The sequence below is a fragment of the Pantoea sp. X-Soil-ISGK-421 genome (assembly GCF_059730785.1).
Genome location: NZ_AP035979.1, coordinates 1712569 through 1728199, shown reverse-complemented (window position 1 = coordinate 1728199; position 15631 = coordinate 1712569). Strand labels below are relative to the sequence as shown.

Below are 15631 nucleotides of genomic sequence, written 5' to 3'. Positions count from 1 at the left end.
AAAACTCTGCGTTTAAGTATGATTGCAGTGTTTTATAACTAAAAAAATTAACAGTAAAAAAAATGCGCCTTTATCGACGGAGCGATAAAGCCGCATTTCAGGGTTTTCTGGTCGCCATGAATGGCGACCCTACGGGTCAATCGTGTAGGGCGGCATTGATGCCGACCGGACTTTCAGCGAATTAAAACGTTTCCCAGTTACTGTCACCCGCCGCCGCGGTCACCGCTTTACGTGGCGTGCCCAGCGCGGGCGGGGCGATCTGCGGATGGCGCACACCGGCTCTCGCCTGCGGTTGCGCTTGTGCCGCGCGCGGTACGCGGAATACCGCGACGGACTGACTCAAACGGCTGGCCTGCTCTTCGAGCGATGCCGCCGCCGCGGCAGACTCTTCCACCAGCGAGGCGTTCTGCTGCGTCACGCGATCCATCTCCGTCACCGCCTGACCAACCTGATCGATACCCCGGCTCTGCTCATCCGACGCCGAGGCAATTTCGCCCATGATGTCGGTCACACGCGTTACCGCATTCACGATATCGCTCATGGTTTCACCGGCGGTGCCAACCAGGGCTGAACCGCTGTTCACCCGGTTGACAGAGTCTTCAATCAACCCTTTGATCTCTTTCGCCGCCTGCGCACTGCGCTGGGCCAGATTACGCACTTCACCGGCTACCACCGCAAATCCACGTCCCTGCTCACCGGCGCGCGCGGCTTCTACGGCCGCGTTCAATGCCAGAATATTGGTCTGGAAGGCGATGCCATCAATCACACTGGTGATATCGGCAATTTTCTTCGAACTGCCTGCAATGTCGCTCATGGTTCGCACCACGCCTTGAACCACGTCACCGCCCTTCTGCGCGGTTTCGGAGGCACTCAGCGCCAGCTGTGACGCCTGACGCGCGTTTTCCGCGTTCTGCTTCACGGTGGCGGTCAGCTGTTCCATGCTGGCTGCGGTCTGCTCCAGTGAAGCCGCCTGTTCTTCGGTGCGTGCCGAGAGATCGTTGTTGCCGGCAGAGATTTCGCTCGCCCCGGTAAAGATGGCGTCCGAACCGTCACGCACATCACTCACCGTACGCACCAGCGACTGCTGCATCTCATGCAGGCTTTCCGCCAGCTGGCTCATTTCGTTGCGCCCTTCAACCGCGATGCTTTGCGTCAAATCACCCTGCGCAATGTGCTGAATATGCTGAATGTTGTCGTTAAGCGGCTTAATCAGGATGTTGCGCATGCCGAACCAGCACAACATAATCACCGCCACGACCAGAGCCATCACCGTGCCTAACATCCACATCATGCTGACATAGGCGCTGCTGTTCGCTTCAACTCCTGCTGCCGTTAAGCGATTCTGGTCAGCGCGCCAATTGCGATACTCCTTGAGGAACGCACTTTGACTCGGCGCGACCGGCACTTTGCCCGCCTGCGCCAGATCTTTCGCTAGCAGCGCATCCTGCATCTCACCCAGCGCGCTGGCATAAGCCGAATAGGTTTCATCCAGACGTTTGTTGAGCGCGACATCCTGTCCCGGCGTATCCGGTGTGGCTTTAAACAGCGTGTAGTTATCTGCGGCATCTTTCTGGAAGGCTTTGCTGTCGTCGTACAAACCGGCGATATCCGCTTCGGTACCGGTCAGTTTACTGGTTGCCATGCGCAGTTGAATGCGGGTTAACACCACACGGCTCTGATTGAGGCTCATGTAGGCATCATTGATAGCGGCAATGTTTTTGCTCGCCAGTTGTGAAACGTTAAAACTGTTTTTGTCATCGCTCAGCGCTTTGAAAAACAGTGAGCCGGATGCCAGCTGTAAAAAGCCAAACACCAATAACACCAGCAATAAACTGGTGACAACGCGGATTCTCGTAAACATAGTTTGCCCTGGAAAAAGAAGAAAAATAATGCAGAACAGTTATCGACCAGCGGCGGAGAATATTGAGGAAAACAGCAGGTTTTTTTCGCGGATTTGTTATTGATTTTTAACGAGTTAATTCACGTACGTGATGATAACGGGCCGCCGCAGCGACCCGGTGTTTTTATTACGCGGTACGCAGGTTATCCACCAGCGCCATCTCTTCGCTGCTCAGCAGCTTTTCGATGTCGACCAGAATCAGCATACGCTCACCCAGCGCGCCCAGACCGGTCAGGTACTCGGTGGACATGGTGACGGCGAATTCCGGTGAAGGGCGAATCTGCTCTTGCGTCAATGACAGTACGTCAGAAACGCCATCAACCACGATACCCACCACGCGCTGCTCAAGATTCAGCACGATCACCACGGTGTTCTCGTTGTACACCACATCCGGCTGCGAGAATTTCACGCGCAGGTCGATGATCGGCACGATCACGCCGCGCAGGTTAGTTACACCTTTGATGAACTCCGGCGTGTTGGCGATACGGGTTACCTGATCGTAGCCACGAATCTCCTGCACTTTCAGAATGTCGATGCCGTACTCTTCGTCACCCAGTGTGAAAACTAAGAATTCCTGGCCCACGGTTTCGCCAGCGATTTTGGTCACGGTTGCCATGTCAGTCATTTTTTTACCCTTTCGTTATCTATTACGCTGCGGCACCGGCCACACGCTTTTCACGGTTCAACGATTGCAGTGCTGAGACATCCACAATCAGCGCCACGCTACCATCGCCCAGAATGGTGGCGGCAGAAATGCCCGGCACTTTGCGATAGTTGCTTTCAAGGTTTTTCACTACGACCTGATGCTGACCAATCAACTGATCGACCAGCAGCGCATAGCGACGGCCTGCGCTTTGCAGAATCACCACGATGCCTTGTGTGGCGTCGGTTTTGGCGTTCTGCACCTCAAACACATTCCACAGTTCCACCAGCGGCAGATATTCGCCACGCACTTCCAACACGCGCTCGCCACCGGCCAGCGGTTTCAGCTCTTCCGCGGTCGGCTGCAGCGATTCCATCACCGCGTTGAGCGGCAGAATGAACACTTCGTTGGCCACGCGCACGGACATGCCGTCAAGGATTGCCAACGTCAGCGGCAGCAGGATGCGAATGGTGGTGCCTTTGCCCTGCTTCGAGGAGATTTCGACGTGACCGCCCATCTCCTGGATATTCCGTTTCACCACGTCCATGCCGACGCCGCGGCCAGACACATCGGTCACTTGTTCCGCGGTGGAGAAGCCCGGCGCGAAGATCAGCATACCGACTTCTTCATCGCTCATGCTTTCGCTGACCGGCAGACCAGACGACAGCGCTTTGGCCAGAATACGTTCGCGGTTCAGACCGGCACCGTCATCGATCACTTCGATGCAGATGTTGCCACCCTGATGTTCCGCAGACAGCGTCAGGTTACCCACCGCTGTTTTGCTGGAAGCCAGACGTTTTTCCGGGGTTTCGATACCGTGATCGAGGCTGTTACGCACCAGGTGCGTCAACGGATCGATGATGCGCTCAATCAGGCTCTTATCCAGTTCGGTCGAGCTGCCAAGCAGCGTCAGTTCCACTTCTTTGCCCAGCTTGCTGGCCAAATCGCGAACTAAACGCGGGAAGCGACTGAAGACATACTCCATTGGCATCATACGAATCGACATCACCGATTCCTGCAGATCGCGGGCGTTACGCTCCAGCTGGCCCATGCTGTTCAGCAGGTCGCCATGTGCCACCGGATCTAACGCGCCGGAACGCTGCGCCAGCATCGATTGGGTGATCACCAGTTCGCCGACCAGGTTGATCAGCTGGTCAACTTTCTCTACTGCAACGCGAATGCTGCTGGATTCGCTGCCTTTGGCCGGTGCGGCTGCACGCTTAGGTTCGCGCTTCACCGCGGGGGTGATATCGGTCACGGTCGCGGTTTGCACCGGTTCAGCGACCACTTCAGCCACTGGGGCGTCGGCCACTGCTGCCGCGCCTGCCGGGAAGTGGATCTGTGCTTCATCGAGCACAAAGCACAGAACCGCGACAATGTCATCTTTGCCGACGCCATCAATGGTGACGTCCAGCGAGTTAGCGCCTTTCACCACATTGCTGACCGTACCAAGATTGCCGAGCTCTTCCAGCATCAGCTCCGGCTCTTTCTCTTTGAGGTCAATCAGCTGCAGACGCAGGCCTGCAGCCGGAGCCGCGATGTCAACGACTTCGGCGACTTTTGGCGCTTCAGGCGCAATGCCTTTCGCTTCCAGTGCCAGCTGACGCAGCGCTTCGCAGATGTATTTAAAGCTTTCTACGTTCGGCTCCTGCGCCGTTTTATAGGCATCGAGCTGTTCTTGCATAATATCTTTGGTTTCCAAAAACAGGTTGATGATATCGGTGCTGAGCTGCATCTCGCCGCGGCGCGCACCATCCAGAATGTTTTCCAGGATGTGGGTGGTTTCCTGTAAAACCGTAAAGCCAAACGTACCGGCTCCGCCCTTGATGGAGTGGGCGGCGCGGAAGATGGCATTCAACTGCTCGGAATCGGGCTCCTGGGGATCGAGTCCCAACAGGTGTTGCTCCATATCCGCTAACAGCTCATCGGCTTCATCAAAAAACGTCTGGTAAAAATCGCTGATGTCCATGCTCACGGGATCACCTCGGCTGTGAGGGTTGGTCTGGTGTCACCACGCTCGCCGCGGGCGTTGCCGCTGCCGCAGGTGCCGTTGCAGCAGCCGGCGCAGCCGGTGTCGCAGTGGAACCTGTTGGAGCAGTCGGCACAGCCGGTACGGCAGGTGCGGTAATGTCGGGGATAATTTGCGCCGGGTCGCTGACCTGAACGGCATCGCTCTCGGCATTCTCTTTTTCAATTGCCGCTTCGGTGTCGTGATTCAACACCAGCAGGCTAATGCGGCGATTGACTGCATCATTAGCACCACGGTTTTTCAGCTTCATGGTGTCGGCCATACCGACCACACGCAGCATTTTGCTGCCGTCCAGCCCACCGATCATCAGCTCGCGGCGTGAGGCGTTGGCACGATCTGCCGACAGCTCCCAGTTGCTGTAGCCGCGATCGCCATTGCCATACTGGATATCGTCGGTGTGGCCTGACAGGCTAATTTTGTTTGGAATATCATTCAGTACCGGTGCAATGGTGCGCAGGATGTCGCGCATATACGGCTCGACGTCGGCGCTGCCGGTTCTAAACATCGGGCGGTTCTGGCTATCAATAATCTGAATGCGCAGCCCCTCTTCCACCATGTTAATAATCAGATGCGGGCGCATTGCCTTAAGACGCGGATCGGCTTCAATCAGCTGATCGAGCTTTTCACGCAGGCGATTCAGGCGAATCTCTTCCAGCTTTTTCTTCTGCGCATCCATATCGACAATTTTCTTTACTTCACCCTTTTGCTGCGTCGGATCGTCGCCGCCACCGGGGATTGGACTTTCACTGTCGCTACTGCGTTGACCGCCGGTTAATGCCACTTTCAGCGGCGTTTTAAAGTATTCCGCAATTTGGACCAACTCTTTGGGGCTGGAGATGGAGAGCAACCACATCACCATAAAGAACGCCATCATCGCCGTCATAAAGTCGGCATAGGCAATCTTCCACGAACCGTGGCTGCCATGGTGACCTTTATGTTTGCGCTTTTTAACCAGCACAATGGGGCGATTGCCTGCTTTCATGAATTCTCATCCGAAGTTTGTTTCGCCGGGTTCTTGGCGTTACGCACGTGCTCTTCCAGTTCAGAGAACGATGGACGCTCGGCGGAATAGAGCGTTTTACGACCAAACTCGACCGCAATTTGCGGCGCATAACCGTTGAGGCTTGAGAGCAACGTCACTTTCACGCACTGCATCATCTTGGTGGTTTCGGCACATTTCTGACGCAGCACGGAGGCCAGCGGCGAGATAAAACCGTATGCCAACAAGATGCCGAGGAAGGTACCGACCATCGCATGGGCGACTAACGCACCGAGTTCTGCAGCCGGACGATCTGCTGAGGCCAGCGCATGTACCACGCCCATTACGGCAGCGACGATACCGAAAGCCGGTAAGCCATCACCCACTGCTGATATACTTTGCGCTGGTACTTCGCACTCGTGCTCGTAGGTCTCAATCTCTTCATCCATCAGCGCTTCGATTTCAAACGCATTCATATTTCCGCTGACCATTAAACGCAAATAATCGGTAATAAAATCGACTAACTGTTTATCGGACAAAATACGCGGATAGTTAGCGAAAATTTCACTCTGGCTGGGATCTTCAATATCGCGCTCTAATGAAAGCATGCCTTGCTGACGTGATTTCGCCATCAGGCGATAGAGCAACGCCATTAAATCCATGTATACCGCTTTGTTATATTTCGAGCCGCGCATTAACAATGGCAGCGCTTTTAATGTTTTCTTAATCGATTTGCCATTATTACCGACTAAAAAAGCACCAATACCGGCACCGCCGATAATGATCAGCTCCGCCGGTTGATATAGCGCGCCTAAATGTCCGCCGACCATCGCGTAGCCGCCCAACACGGAGCCGACGACCACGATATAACCCAGAATTATCAGCACAAAAAATCCTTACGTCCGTAACGTGTTGATGGAAGTTAAGCCAGAGAGCCGCAGGTGTTATTCGTTTATCGCAGGCAAAAAAAAAGCAGCGGTATTAACCGCTGCTGGATATTTTCCACGATGCGAACAAACTTAAACGGCGCGTTTAACCTGTTCATCCAGCAGTTGTGGAAAGGTATCGGCAGAATCTGCAGAAAGTTTACGTCTTTTTACGGCACGTGATGGCGGCTGGCAAAGGCTGCAGACAAAGCTGCCCACTGGCTGATGTGCGTGGTTAATAAAGCTTCCACCGCAGCACTTACAGTCAGAAAGTTCCAGCATGCCACTTTCAACGAATCGCACCAGGGTCCATGCACGCGTTAGCGCCAACAGCGGGCCCTCGTCCGATTGCGGACACTGCTCAAGATACAAACGGTAAGCTTTAATCACCGCTTCAACACCACTGTTCAACCCGGTTTTCAGCAGGAACTGCCAGGCGTTGCAGAACATAGAGGAGTGAATGTTTTGTTCCCAGGTCATGAACCAATCCGTAGAGAATGGCAGCATGCCTTTCGGGGGTGGAGCGCCACGCAACTCTTTATAGAGTTTAATCAGGCGACCACGGCTTAGCTGAGTTTCACTCTCCAGCATTTGCAGTCGTGCGCCCAACGTAATCAACTCCATTGCCAGCTGAATATCGCGCGCTTCCTGAACAATACTTTTTTCAGTCATTAAACTGCCCTCTTCTTCGCAGAGACGTCATCTTTAGACGCACTTCGCAATAAGCGGCTGGATAATAAAATACCGGTATGGATTTGCTGCAAGTCATCAACGCGTGACTCTTGAGTCAAACGATTAATGTGGTTGTGGTCGGTAAAGCGGAACTGGCAAACCAATTGGTTGGTCTCCGCTAATTTAACCATCTCAGGTAAGGTTAATTGTGACAATGCATCTGCCATCGACTCATCGATGCCTAAACGAAACATTGCTGAAGCTTTTTCCTGGTTAATTAAACGCTGAGCAAGAAGCAAATATGACAAGTTGATGTCATATATATGTTTTAGTAATTCTGATGTACCCATTTTTTTTCCATCCTGATAGACGCGACACATATACGGCCACAGAATTAAATTGTTCTATGGTTCGGGCTGCTGGTTGGTAAATCTAAAGATGGCAAAAAATAATCAGGCTTGAGCCAACGCATCCTTCACTTTCTGTTTGGATACTGATCAGTAGTAATCAAAACTCCAGGCCATTCTTTGCTTGAGTTGTAACCATCTTCCGTGACGTCTGCTTACAGTTTTTAAGACTATTCCGAAAACAACGCAAATCTATATCGTCTGATTTCGACATACAACGTGAGTGGCGCGAAATTTTAGATAAAGTGTGATCTGCGTCACACTTTTAAGGCAAATTTTTTTCCTAAACCTTCAGCGCTGCTTTTCTGTTGTGCGTTTTTTGCACGAATCCTGATTATTTCCTCGATATATTGCTAATCGGAGGCGGATTTTAGGCTCTGTGGCAGATTGTCGTTACCACACGATCAGTTATCTGTTTTGTTGCGATTACAGTGCTATAACACGCTACATAAAATACTATCTGCAGCATAATACTCCGAATCAAAGCAAAATTATTCGCTTCTAAATTAATCACTTACAGGGAATATTGCCCGCCAGTACTAAAGCGAGGCGCTAGCGAAGCGTGAAGTCTGGGCGCAGAGCGCCTGGGAACTGTCAGTGGATCGTAGGGAGTGTTTAGCGCATGGCAAGGGATGTAACAGGGCGTTACATTAGAGAAATGAATGAATAGGCGTTTTTTCGGTTTGCTACGCGAGAACTATCGGCGTACCAGCGCGGAACTTTAGGGTGAGAGCAAAAAAAAGCTTTTTTTTTCTATGATCGGGCGTTTTTTAACCAAAAGGTGCGCTTTTTACTGATGAATCAGCGCATTCACGCTTAATAAAATGAAATCGATTTCGTGAAGTTAAAGTGGCGCGTGGAAACGCTGTGCAGCGCAGCGGAAGTTCAAAAGACGCGCGATGAATCGCGCCGCTACAGAGCATGCGAATAATGGGCGAAGTGCTCAATGTTTGCATTTAGCGTAGCGGCGCAATTTATTGCGCGGTGAAGGATAAGGGCGCGCATTTACGCGCCCTTTTTTAGCGGGCTTACGCTAATTTAGGAAAGGTAGCGACCTTATTTTCCGTACCGTGATCGTCACTGCGCACCGGCAAGGTATTTAAATCTTTCAGAATGCTTTCACGCCAGTGCGAAATATCCTGTTTGCGCAACACCGCCATCATGTCGTTATAACGCGAAATACGTTCGGTACGCGGCATGGTCAACGCGCGATCCAGCGCCGCGGCCACTTCATCACGATCGTAAGGGTTGACGATCAGCGCCGAGGTCAGCTCATTTGCCGCACCGGCAAAGCGCGACAGCACCAGTACACCTGGATTATCCGGATCCTGCGCCGCCACATACTCTTTCGCCACCAAATTCATGCCATCACGCAATGGCGTAATCAAACCGACGTTGGTCAGACGGAAGATCTTCATTAATAAACGGCGGTCAAAGTGTTGGTTGAGATAGTAAAGCGGTGTCCAACCCAGCGTGCCGTATTTGCCGTTAATGCGCCCCGCTTCCGTTTCCAACTGATGACGGATGTCCTGATAGGCCTGAACATCGCCGCGTGAAGTAGGCGCAATTTGCGAATAACGAATTTTGCCACGATGCTGGGGGAAGTTCTCCAGCAAGGCTTCGAAGGCCAGGAAACGCTCCGGTAATCCTTTGGAATAATCGAGACGCTCGCAGGCAATGATGTTTTGCAAATCCCCGAGATCGCGTTTCATTGCCGCCATTTTCGGTGGCAACGGTCCTTCTGCCATCTCTTTAATGGTATCCGGCTCAATACCAATCGGATAGACCTCGGTCATAAAGGTATTGCCGAAAGCTCGGTGCTTTTTCTCACCTTTATTCTGCAACTGCGTTAGCTGGCTCAGGCTATCAAGGAACGCCACGCGGTCAGAGTCTGTCTGGAAGCCCAGCAGATCGTAATCGCACAGCATTTCCAGCAGTTCCTGATGCGGTGGCAACGCATTGAAGATCTCTGGCGTCGGGAACGGGATGTGTAAAAAGAATCCGATGCGGTTATTAATGCCCAGTTTGCGCAGCTCGGCAGCAAACGGCAGCAGGTGGTAATCGTGGATCCATAACACATCGTCTGGCTTCAGTAAGGGCTTCAGACGCTGTGCCAGCAACGTGTTCACCCGACAGTAACCTTCCCATGCTTCGCGCTGATACTGCACCAGATCGAGGCGATAGTGGAAAGCGGGCCAAATGACGGTATTCGAAAACTGCAGATAATACTGATCGTAATCGTTTTGATTCAGCGGCAGTGACGCGTAGGTAATTCCGTCTTTTTCGAGCTGAGAGAGCTCTTCATCCTCATCTTCTCCTGAGAATTCGCTGATCTCTCCGTTCCAGCCAAACCATAATCCTCCGGTATCTCGCAGAGCATCCAAAATACCGACAGCAAGCCCGCCTGCGCTGGCCTTGCTACCATCGGGAATCGCGATACGGTTAGATACGACGACTAAACGACTCATAACCTAAACTCCTTACCAACATTGTCATGTTCTAGTTGTAATAATAGTTGTTCAAGCCAGTGCCATACGGCCTCAACGCTGTTGAGGCGATAGCGTGCATGGCTGGCCCCTTCACCGACTTTGACAGAAATTCCCTGCATGGCGTTCACCACCAGAAATCCCTTTTCATCTGTCAGGTCGTCTCCCACAAATACCGGAATGCGTCCGGCAAAAGGCGCTTCCTGCATAAACTCACGCACGGCTGCACCTTTATCAATGCCCTGTGGCTTGAGTTCCACCACGCATTTGCCCGGCTGGAGCGCCAGTTCAGGAAAACGGGCGACGGCGTCTTCCGCCAGCTGCATGATGGCGTTTTCATACTGCGGCGCATTACGGTAGTGCAACGCAAACGCCATGCCCTTCACTTCTAAAAGCGTATCAGGCCACTGATCCAGCGTGTGCTGCAGTTCGGTTTGCAGCGTTTGCGCAATATCCCCCGGCAAGCTGTGGCGATGAACGGCGCCCGCCGCATCGCGGCGTTCTGCGCCATGTACACCAGCGGCTGGGGCTTTGAGTGGCGCCACTAAGACATCGAGTTGCGCAATCGGACGTCCGGAAACCAGCGCTAACGCGCCGTTGCTGAGTTGGGAAATTTGTTGCAGGAGCTGGCGTACCGAGGCGGGAATAGAGACCGACTCGGGCTGCGACTGAATCGCTGCCAACGTGCCGTCGACATCAAAAAAGAAGGCATAAAGTCCGCCACTTAACGACGGCAAGGTGCTGTTCTGATTAACCGCGGGGGTCACGACTTTTCTCCTGTCTTGTGGAATGTACCATTACAGGATGTTCGGAGGCTGGCGGGGCGATCGAGGCGGTAACAACCGCAGAATTGTATGCAAGGAGGTTTTGCAGATAACACGGCATTTCGATAGATAACTCTCCACAAACAAACATCATTTGAACTCACTCGCCAAGCTTACTGCGAACATCGTCAGCTTTAAGTGTAGACACAGATCACGATATTGCCAGATATGCGCGGCTTCGCTATAGGATAAGTGGCCGTTTTAAGCTTTATGCCGCAAAAGAATCACCTTATCGTTTTTTCATACGCTTCGCTTATTTTGACCACCAGCGCTGCCATGGTCCGCCTCATTTCCCAGATTAAGCCGACTTGCATCCTTCGCGAGGATTATCATATGGTTCGTTTACCGTGCGGCCACAGCGCGGAAAGAGAGCCCTGAGCAACATTTATCACGGCTTTTAGATGAATTCAGGCAGGAATCCGGACGATGGAAAACCGATCGACATCACATTTTTCACCTGTCATGGCGGGTGAAAGCGCATGATCCCACAAAGCTACAGCCAACGCGTTCACTTCTATTACTGCATTCTGGTCGCCCTCAAAATCAACGCCAAAACGAAGAAATCTGGCGGCGTACGCGGCAAGAATAACTTTCTGCTGAAATGGCTGCGTAATGCGCAGAACAACACCATTTTTCCGTCGGATATCACCAGCGAGATTGAGTGGTTGCGCGCCAAGATCATCAGCTCCGGACCTGATACCGATCTGGAACCGATGCTGCAATATGTTTACGACACGGCAAAACGTGCAGAGACGATGCGTTTAGGGTCGTGATTTCTCCTGTTTATTCCGCTAAGCAGAAACCGCGGTTTTATTGAGGCAACGCAATATCTGCATCTTCATTACCACGTAAATCTGGATACGGTTAAATCTTCTTATCTTGATGAATTTAATCGAAAAAACTCAAATCTGGCATCTACGTGAAGGTAATTAATATGATTAACAGAATGATCCTCAATGAGACCGCCTATTTCGGTGCGGGCGCTATTCATTCGATTGTCGATGAGATTCATAAACGCGGTTTTAGCAAAGCATTGGTGGTGACCGACAAAGATCTCATCAAGTTTTCTGTCGCCACCCGTATCACCGATCTGTTGACACAGCACGACCTCAGTTTCGACATTTACGACGAGGTGATCCCCAATCCCACCGTCGATGTGGTGCATGCGGGGGTCGACGCTTTTCGTCGTTCAGGCGCCGATTATCTGATCGCGGTGGGCGGCGGCTCGCCGCAGGATACCTGCAAAGCCATCGGCATGATGATCGCCAATCCGGAGTTCAGCGACGTACGCATGCTGGAAGGCGGTGCTGCCACGCGCAATCCTTCCGTGCCGATTATTGCGGTGCCAACCACCTCAGGCACTGCAGCCGAAGTGACAATTAATTACGTCATCACCGATGAAGAAAAAAAACGTAAGTTCGTCTGCTACGACCCGCATGATATTCCAGTGATTGCCATCATTGATCCCGACATGATGGCCAGCATGCCCGCCAGCCTGAAAGCGGCGACCGGCGTAGATGCACTTACCCATGCGATTGAGGGCTATATCACGCGCGGCGCGTGGGAACTCACCGACATGTTCCACCTCAAGGCGATTGAAATTATTGGCCGCTCGCTGCGTGACTCGGTCAAAGGCGTGCCTGCCGGCGTAGCGGATATGGCGCTCGGCCAGTACATCGCCGGAATGGGCTTCTCGAATGTCGGTCTGGGTCTGGTGCACGGCATGGCGCATCCGCTGGGCGCGTTTTATGGCACGCCGCACGGCATCGCCAATGCCGTACTGCTGCCGCATATCATGGCATTCAATGCCGAGCATACCGGCGAGAAATATCGCGCTATCGCCCATGCGTTAGGCATGGAAGGTGCTTATGCGTGTTCATTAGCCGATGCGCGTGCGCTGGCCATTGATGCGGTGATTGCCTTAAACCATGATATCGGTATTCCGCTAAGGCTGCGTGATATCGGCATGCAGGAACAGGATGTGGAAGCATTAGCCGCCGCCGCCTTCGCCGATGTCTGTACGCCGGGCAATCCGCGCGAGTGCAGCGTGGCGATGATCGCGTCACTGTATCGTGAGTTGTTCTAATTACGTGTATACCCGGTCGCCATTTATGGCGACCCTGGCGGTTTAGCTGGTGCGCATTGATGCGCACCAGGCAGAAGCGTTAGGCATAAATAACCGGCTGCACACATCATCCTTATCAATTATTTAATTCATGCCACTATTCACTAAACGCGAAATAAAAGTAATTCCGCACATCGAAAGAAAATATATTTAACCCGGTACGCTTGCAGCAATGGGATGCACGCTTAGTATTAATCAGGCGGCATGCAGTTGATGGGCGCAAGGCAAAGTACACTCCTTCCCTCCTCCATTTCTTATCGTTACTCATTATTTTAACTATCCCTGTTAATTCTCTTTCTCCATTTTTATTTTTTTTGAGGTGAGCTATGTTTCGACACGTAAAACAGTTGCAATTTACCGTGCGCGTTAATGCACCCAATCCCGGTCTGGCCAATTTATTACTCGAACAGTTTGGCGGTCCGCAGGGCGAACTGGCCGCTGCGATGCGTTATTTCACGCAGGGTTTAAGTGATGAAGATGTAGGCCGTCGTGAAATGCTGATGGATATCGCCACTGAAGAGTTAAGCCATCTGGAAATTATCGGTTCGCTGGTCGGCATGCTGAATAAGGGTGCGAAAGGCACGCTGGCGGAAGGCAGTGAAGAGCAAGGCGCGCTCTATCGATCGATTACCGGCGCGGGTAATGACAGCCATCTGACCTCGATTCTGTACGGCGGCGGCCCGGCATTGACCAACTCCGCTGGCGTACCCTGGACCGCGGCCTATATCGATACCATCGGCGAAGTAACGGCGGATCTGCGTTCTAACGTCGCTGCCGAAGCCCGCGCCAAAATCCTTTATGAACGCCTGATTAATCTCACCGATGATGTCGGCGTGAAGGACGCGCTGGGCTTCCTGATGACGCGTGAAGTGGCGCATCAGCTGTCGTTTGAAAAAGCGCTCTACTCCATCCACAACAACTTCCCGCCGGGCAAACTGCCACCGATTGAAAAGTATGCCCACACTTATTACAACATGTCTCAGGGCGACGATATTCGCGGCAGCTGGAATTCGGACGAGAACTTTGATTATGTAGCCGATCCTCAACCCGCGGTGGATGGCGGGGATGGTTCAGCCAGCGTCACGCTACCCGCCGGGCAGTTGAGCGATCTGGACACGCTTGCGGCGCGTACCGCTTCACACCCCGATCTCAATCCGATCACCGGCGCGGAACCTGGCAGTAAAACGCCACTGACTCAACAGTGATTCCTCATGATTATCATCAGGTCGCCATAAATGGCGTAATGTTCGTTAGTTAAGCGTGAATCGGTCACCATGAATGGCGCCCCTACGTTTACAGAGCTGGGTTTTCGTAGGGTGCGCATTCATGCGCACCTGCATAACCAGGCAATGATTTGCTTAAGTGAGCGGCATTACGCCATAAATGGCGACCCTGCCTTTGTTTGCTGTAATTTTCGTTTGGTGCGCATTCATGCACTTCTGGCAGATTAATCCGGAAAGTCCCCTTTATTTCAGTTACGCGGCTTGGTTACTGAGGGATGTGCCATAGTTAATGTTGGTATAAATAAGAAGGATTGCTCGATTATGTTCGGTTTTATAACTTCCCTGTTCGGTAGCCCCGAATCATTACTGCAAGTCATGACGCGGCAGGACATTCAGGAATCGATTGAGGAAGGCGATAGAATTATTATTGATGAAGATGGTAACGCTTCGGTTAATCCATTGAGTCCTGAAGTGCAGCGCGATTTTGCCGAGCATGTCAGCACACTGAAGGATATTTAAATGGGTACGGCGATATTTATGGTAATGATGGTGTGCGGCTATTGGTACACCAGTCGCGACATGTCGAGTCGCTTAAAAATTAAACGATCCTTTGGCTGGGATGTCTATTTTCTCATTGCCCTATATGGCTGTATTTTTGTTCTGCAAGGCGTGCTGGCGACCGCGATCATCTGGCTGATCCTGCTGGCTGCATCGGGCGTGAACAATGCCTTTGCCCTAACCTCGGCAGAGAATGTGCACTGGAACGTCGATTTCATGACGTGGAGTTTTTTAGGCATCCAGGCGCCGGTGGTACTGATGTTGGCCTTTGCCATTCTGTTTTGCATGTACCGTTCCAATTGGGCGGTCAGCGCCCGGCTCAACGCGATAGGACGTAAGGAGCTTTATCAGCGCCTTTCCCGTTCCAACGGCATTGAGCAACTGCTGCTGCAGTGCATGGAAGAAGGTGAATTGGCTTGGGTGACGCTGAAATCGCGCCGTATCTATATCGGGATGATCCATGCCGCCACCTTTGAATACCCTAATACCGCCAATATCGTGTTAATTCCGATGCTGAGCGGTTATCGCGATCCACGCACGCTGAGCCTGGCCGTTGAGCATAATTACAGCCAGTGGTACCAAAATCACAACATCGATTTTTCCTCAACACCTAAAAGTGTGCTGGAGTTTCGTAAAGTGATTATGGTGCATCAAATAGAAAGTTTGTCACTGTTTGATCCTGCCAGCGCCAGTGCATTAGCGATGGATAAGCAAAGCGGTAATAAACGCAAATGGATCAGACGATCCGCGTCTAAACGCGATTATCCTTAAAAGTAGTCTCCAACTATGCTGGCTTAAACACTGAATTGCTTTACGTTGCTGAGCCAGCACGACTTCATTACGCGTGAACATAATAAGG

14 protein-coding genes are annotated in these 15631 nt (G+C 52.1%); 5 read left to right on the top strand and 9 right to left on the bottom strand.

What is annotated here, in order from left to right; translation table 11 throughout:
- Positions 1-181: 181 nt before the first annotated feature.
- From AC6I8K_RS08055 to otsB, 9 genes are all read right to left on the bottom strand, one after another.
- Positions 182-1861, bottom strand: coding sequence for a methyl-accepting chemotaxis protein (locus AC6I8K_RS08055; protein ID WP_483817234.1), 1680 nt, complete (start codon positions 1859-1861; stop codon positions 182-184).
- 166 nt (positions 1862-2027) lie between these two features.
- The gene (gene cheW, locus AC6I8K_RS08050; RefSeq protein WP_064740990.1) at positions 2028-2525 is read right to left on the bottom strand and encodes a chemotaxis protein CheW; all 498 of its coding nucleotides are present in this window, start codon (positions 2523-2525) and stop codon (positions 2028-2030) included.
- 22 nt (positions 2526-2547) lie between these two features.
- Positions 2548-4512 carry a chemotaxis protein CheA gene (cheA, locus tag AC6I8K_RS08045; RefSeq protein WP_497826494.1) on the bottom strand — a complete coding sequence of 655 codons (1965 nt, stop codon included), beginning with the start codon at positions 4510-4512 and terminating at the stop codon, positions 2548-2550.
- Positions 4513-4522: 10 nt separating this feature from the next.
- Positions 4523-5554, bottom strand: a complete 1032-nt coding sequence (gene motB, locus AC6I8K_RS08040) for a flagellar motor protein MotB (protein ID WP_064740988.1) — start codon at positions 5552-5554, stop codon at positions 4523-4525.
- Positions 5551-6438 (bottom strand): flagellar motor stator protein MotA, encoded by an 888-nt coding sequence (gene motA / locus AC6I8K_RS08035; RefSeq protein WP_007891047.1) that lies wholly within the window; start codon positions 6436-6438, stop codon positions 5551-5553. Before motA ends, motB begins: the two co-directional genes overlap by 4 nt.
- A 132-nt stretch (positions 6439-6570) precedes the next feature.
- Positions 6571-7149: a flagellar transcriptional regulator FlhC gene (gene flhC, locus AC6I8K_RS08030; protein WP_008102852.1), complete on the bottom strand. Its 579-nt coding sequence runs from the start codon at positions 7147-7149 to the stop codon at positions 6571-6573.
- The gene (gene flhD, locus AC6I8K_RS08025) at positions 7149-7499 is read right to left on the bottom strand and encodes a flagellar transcriptional regulator FlhD (RefSeq protein WP_064740987.1); all 351 of its coding nucleotides are present in this window, start codon (positions 7497-7499) and stop codon (positions 7149-7151) included. Before flhD ends, flhC begins: the two co-directional genes overlap by 1 nt.
- A gap of 1085 nt (positions 7500-8584) precedes the next feature.
- On the bottom strand, positions 8585-10024 hold the full coding sequence (gene otsA / locus AC6I8K_RS08020; protein WP_064740986.1) for an alpha,alpha-trehalose-phosphate synthase: 1440 nt from the start codon (positions 10022-10024) through the stop codon (positions 8585-8587).
- Complete coding sequence (otsB, locus tag AC6I8K_RS08015; RefSeq protein WP_483817232.1) at positions 10021-10809, bottom strand: trehalose-phosphatase; 789 nt, start codon at positions 10807-10809, stop codon at positions 10021-10023. Before otsB ends, otsA begins: the two co-directional genes overlap by 4 nt.
- 536 nt (positions 10810-11345) lie before the next feature.
- Here otsB and AC6I8K_RS08010 point away from each other — a divergent pair.
- The 5 genes from AC6I8K_RS08010 (at position 11346) to AC6I8K_RS07990 (ending at position 15543) form a co-directional block, all read left to right on the top strand.
- Positions 11346-11639 (top strand): hypothetical protein, encoded by a 294-nt coding sequence (locus tag AC6I8K_RS08010; RefSeq protein ID WP_483817231.1) that lies wholly within the window; start codon positions 11346-11348, stop codon positions 11637-11639.
- A gap of 161 nt (positions 11640-11800) precedes the next feature.
- On the top strand, positions 11801-12952 hold the full coding sequence (gene fucO, locus AC6I8K_RS08005; RefSeq protein WP_497826493.1) for a lactaldehyde reductase: 1152 nt from the start codon (positions 11801-11803) through the stop codon (positions 12950-12952).
- Positions 12953-13317: 365 nt separating this feature from the next.
- On the top strand, positions 13318-14196 hold the full coding sequence (locus tag AC6I8K_RS08000; protein ID WP_483817229.1) for a manganese catalase family protein: 879 nt from the start codon (positions 13318-13320) through the stop codon (positions 14194-14196).
- 339 nt (positions 14197-14535) lie between these two features.
- Positions 14536-14733 carry a hypothetical protein gene (locus AC6I8K_RS07995; RefSeq protein WP_064740983.1) on the top strand — a complete coding sequence of 66 codons (198 nt, stop codon included), beginning with the start codon at positions 14536-14538 and terminating at the stop codon, positions 14731-14733.
- Positions 14734-15543 (top strand): hypothetical protein, encoded by an 810-nt coding sequence (locus AC6I8K_RS07990; RefSeq protein ID WP_064740982.1) that lies wholly within the window; start codon positions 14734-14736, stop codon positions 15541-15543.
- Positions 15544-15631: the final 88 nt, after the last annotated feature.

Excerpts from the sequence above, each read along its gene's own strand:
- cheA (WP_497826494.1), bottom strand. The coding sequence starts at position 4,512 with ATGGACATCAGCGATTTTTACCAGACGTTTTTTGATGAAGCCGATGAG.
- fucO (WP_497826493.1), top strand. The coding sequence starts at position 11,801 with ATGATTAACAGAATGATCCTCAATGAGACCGCCTATTTCGGTGCGGGC.
- AC6I8K_RS07990 (WP_064740982.1), top strand. The coding sequence starts at position 14,734 with ATGGGTACGGCGATATTTATGGTAATGATGGTGTGCGGCTATTGGTAC.
- cheW (WP_064740990.1), bottom strand. The coding sequence starts at position 2,525 with ATGACTGACATGGCAACCGTGACCAAAATCGCTGGCGAAACCGTGGGC.
- flhD (WP_064740987.1), bottom strand. The coding sequence starts at position 7,499 with ATGGGTACATCAGAATTACTAAAACATATATATGACATCAACTTGTCA.
- AC6I8K_RS08000 (WP_483817229.1), top strand. The coding sequence starts at position 13,318 with ATGTTTCGACACGTAAAACAGTTGCAATTTACCGTGCGCGTTAATGCA.
- AC6I8K_RS07995 (WP_064740983.1), top strand. The coding sequence starts at position 14,536 with ATGTTCGGTTTTATAACTTCCCTGTTCGGTAGCCCCGAATCATTACTG.
- otsA (WP_064740986.1), bottom strand. The coding sequence starts at position 10,024 with ATGAGTCGTTTAGTCGTCGTATCTAACCGTATCGCGATTCCCGATGGT.
- AC6I8K_RS08055 (WP_483817234.1), bottom strand. The coding sequence starts at position 1,861 with ATGTTTACGAGAATCCGCGTTGTCACCAGTTTATTGCTGGTGTTATTG.
- motB (WP_064740988.1), bottom strand. The coding sequence starts at position 5,554 with ATGAAAGCAGGCAATCGCCCCATTGTGCTGGTTAAAAAGCGCAAACAT.
- AC6I8K_RS08010 (WP_483817231.1), top strand. The coding sequence starts at position 11,346 with ATGATCCCACAAAGCTACAGCCAACGCGTTCACTTCTATTACTGCATT.
- flhC (WP_008102852.1), bottom strand. The coding sequence starts at position 7,149 with ATGACTGAAAAAAGTATTGTTCAGGAAGCGCGCGATATTCAGCTGGCA.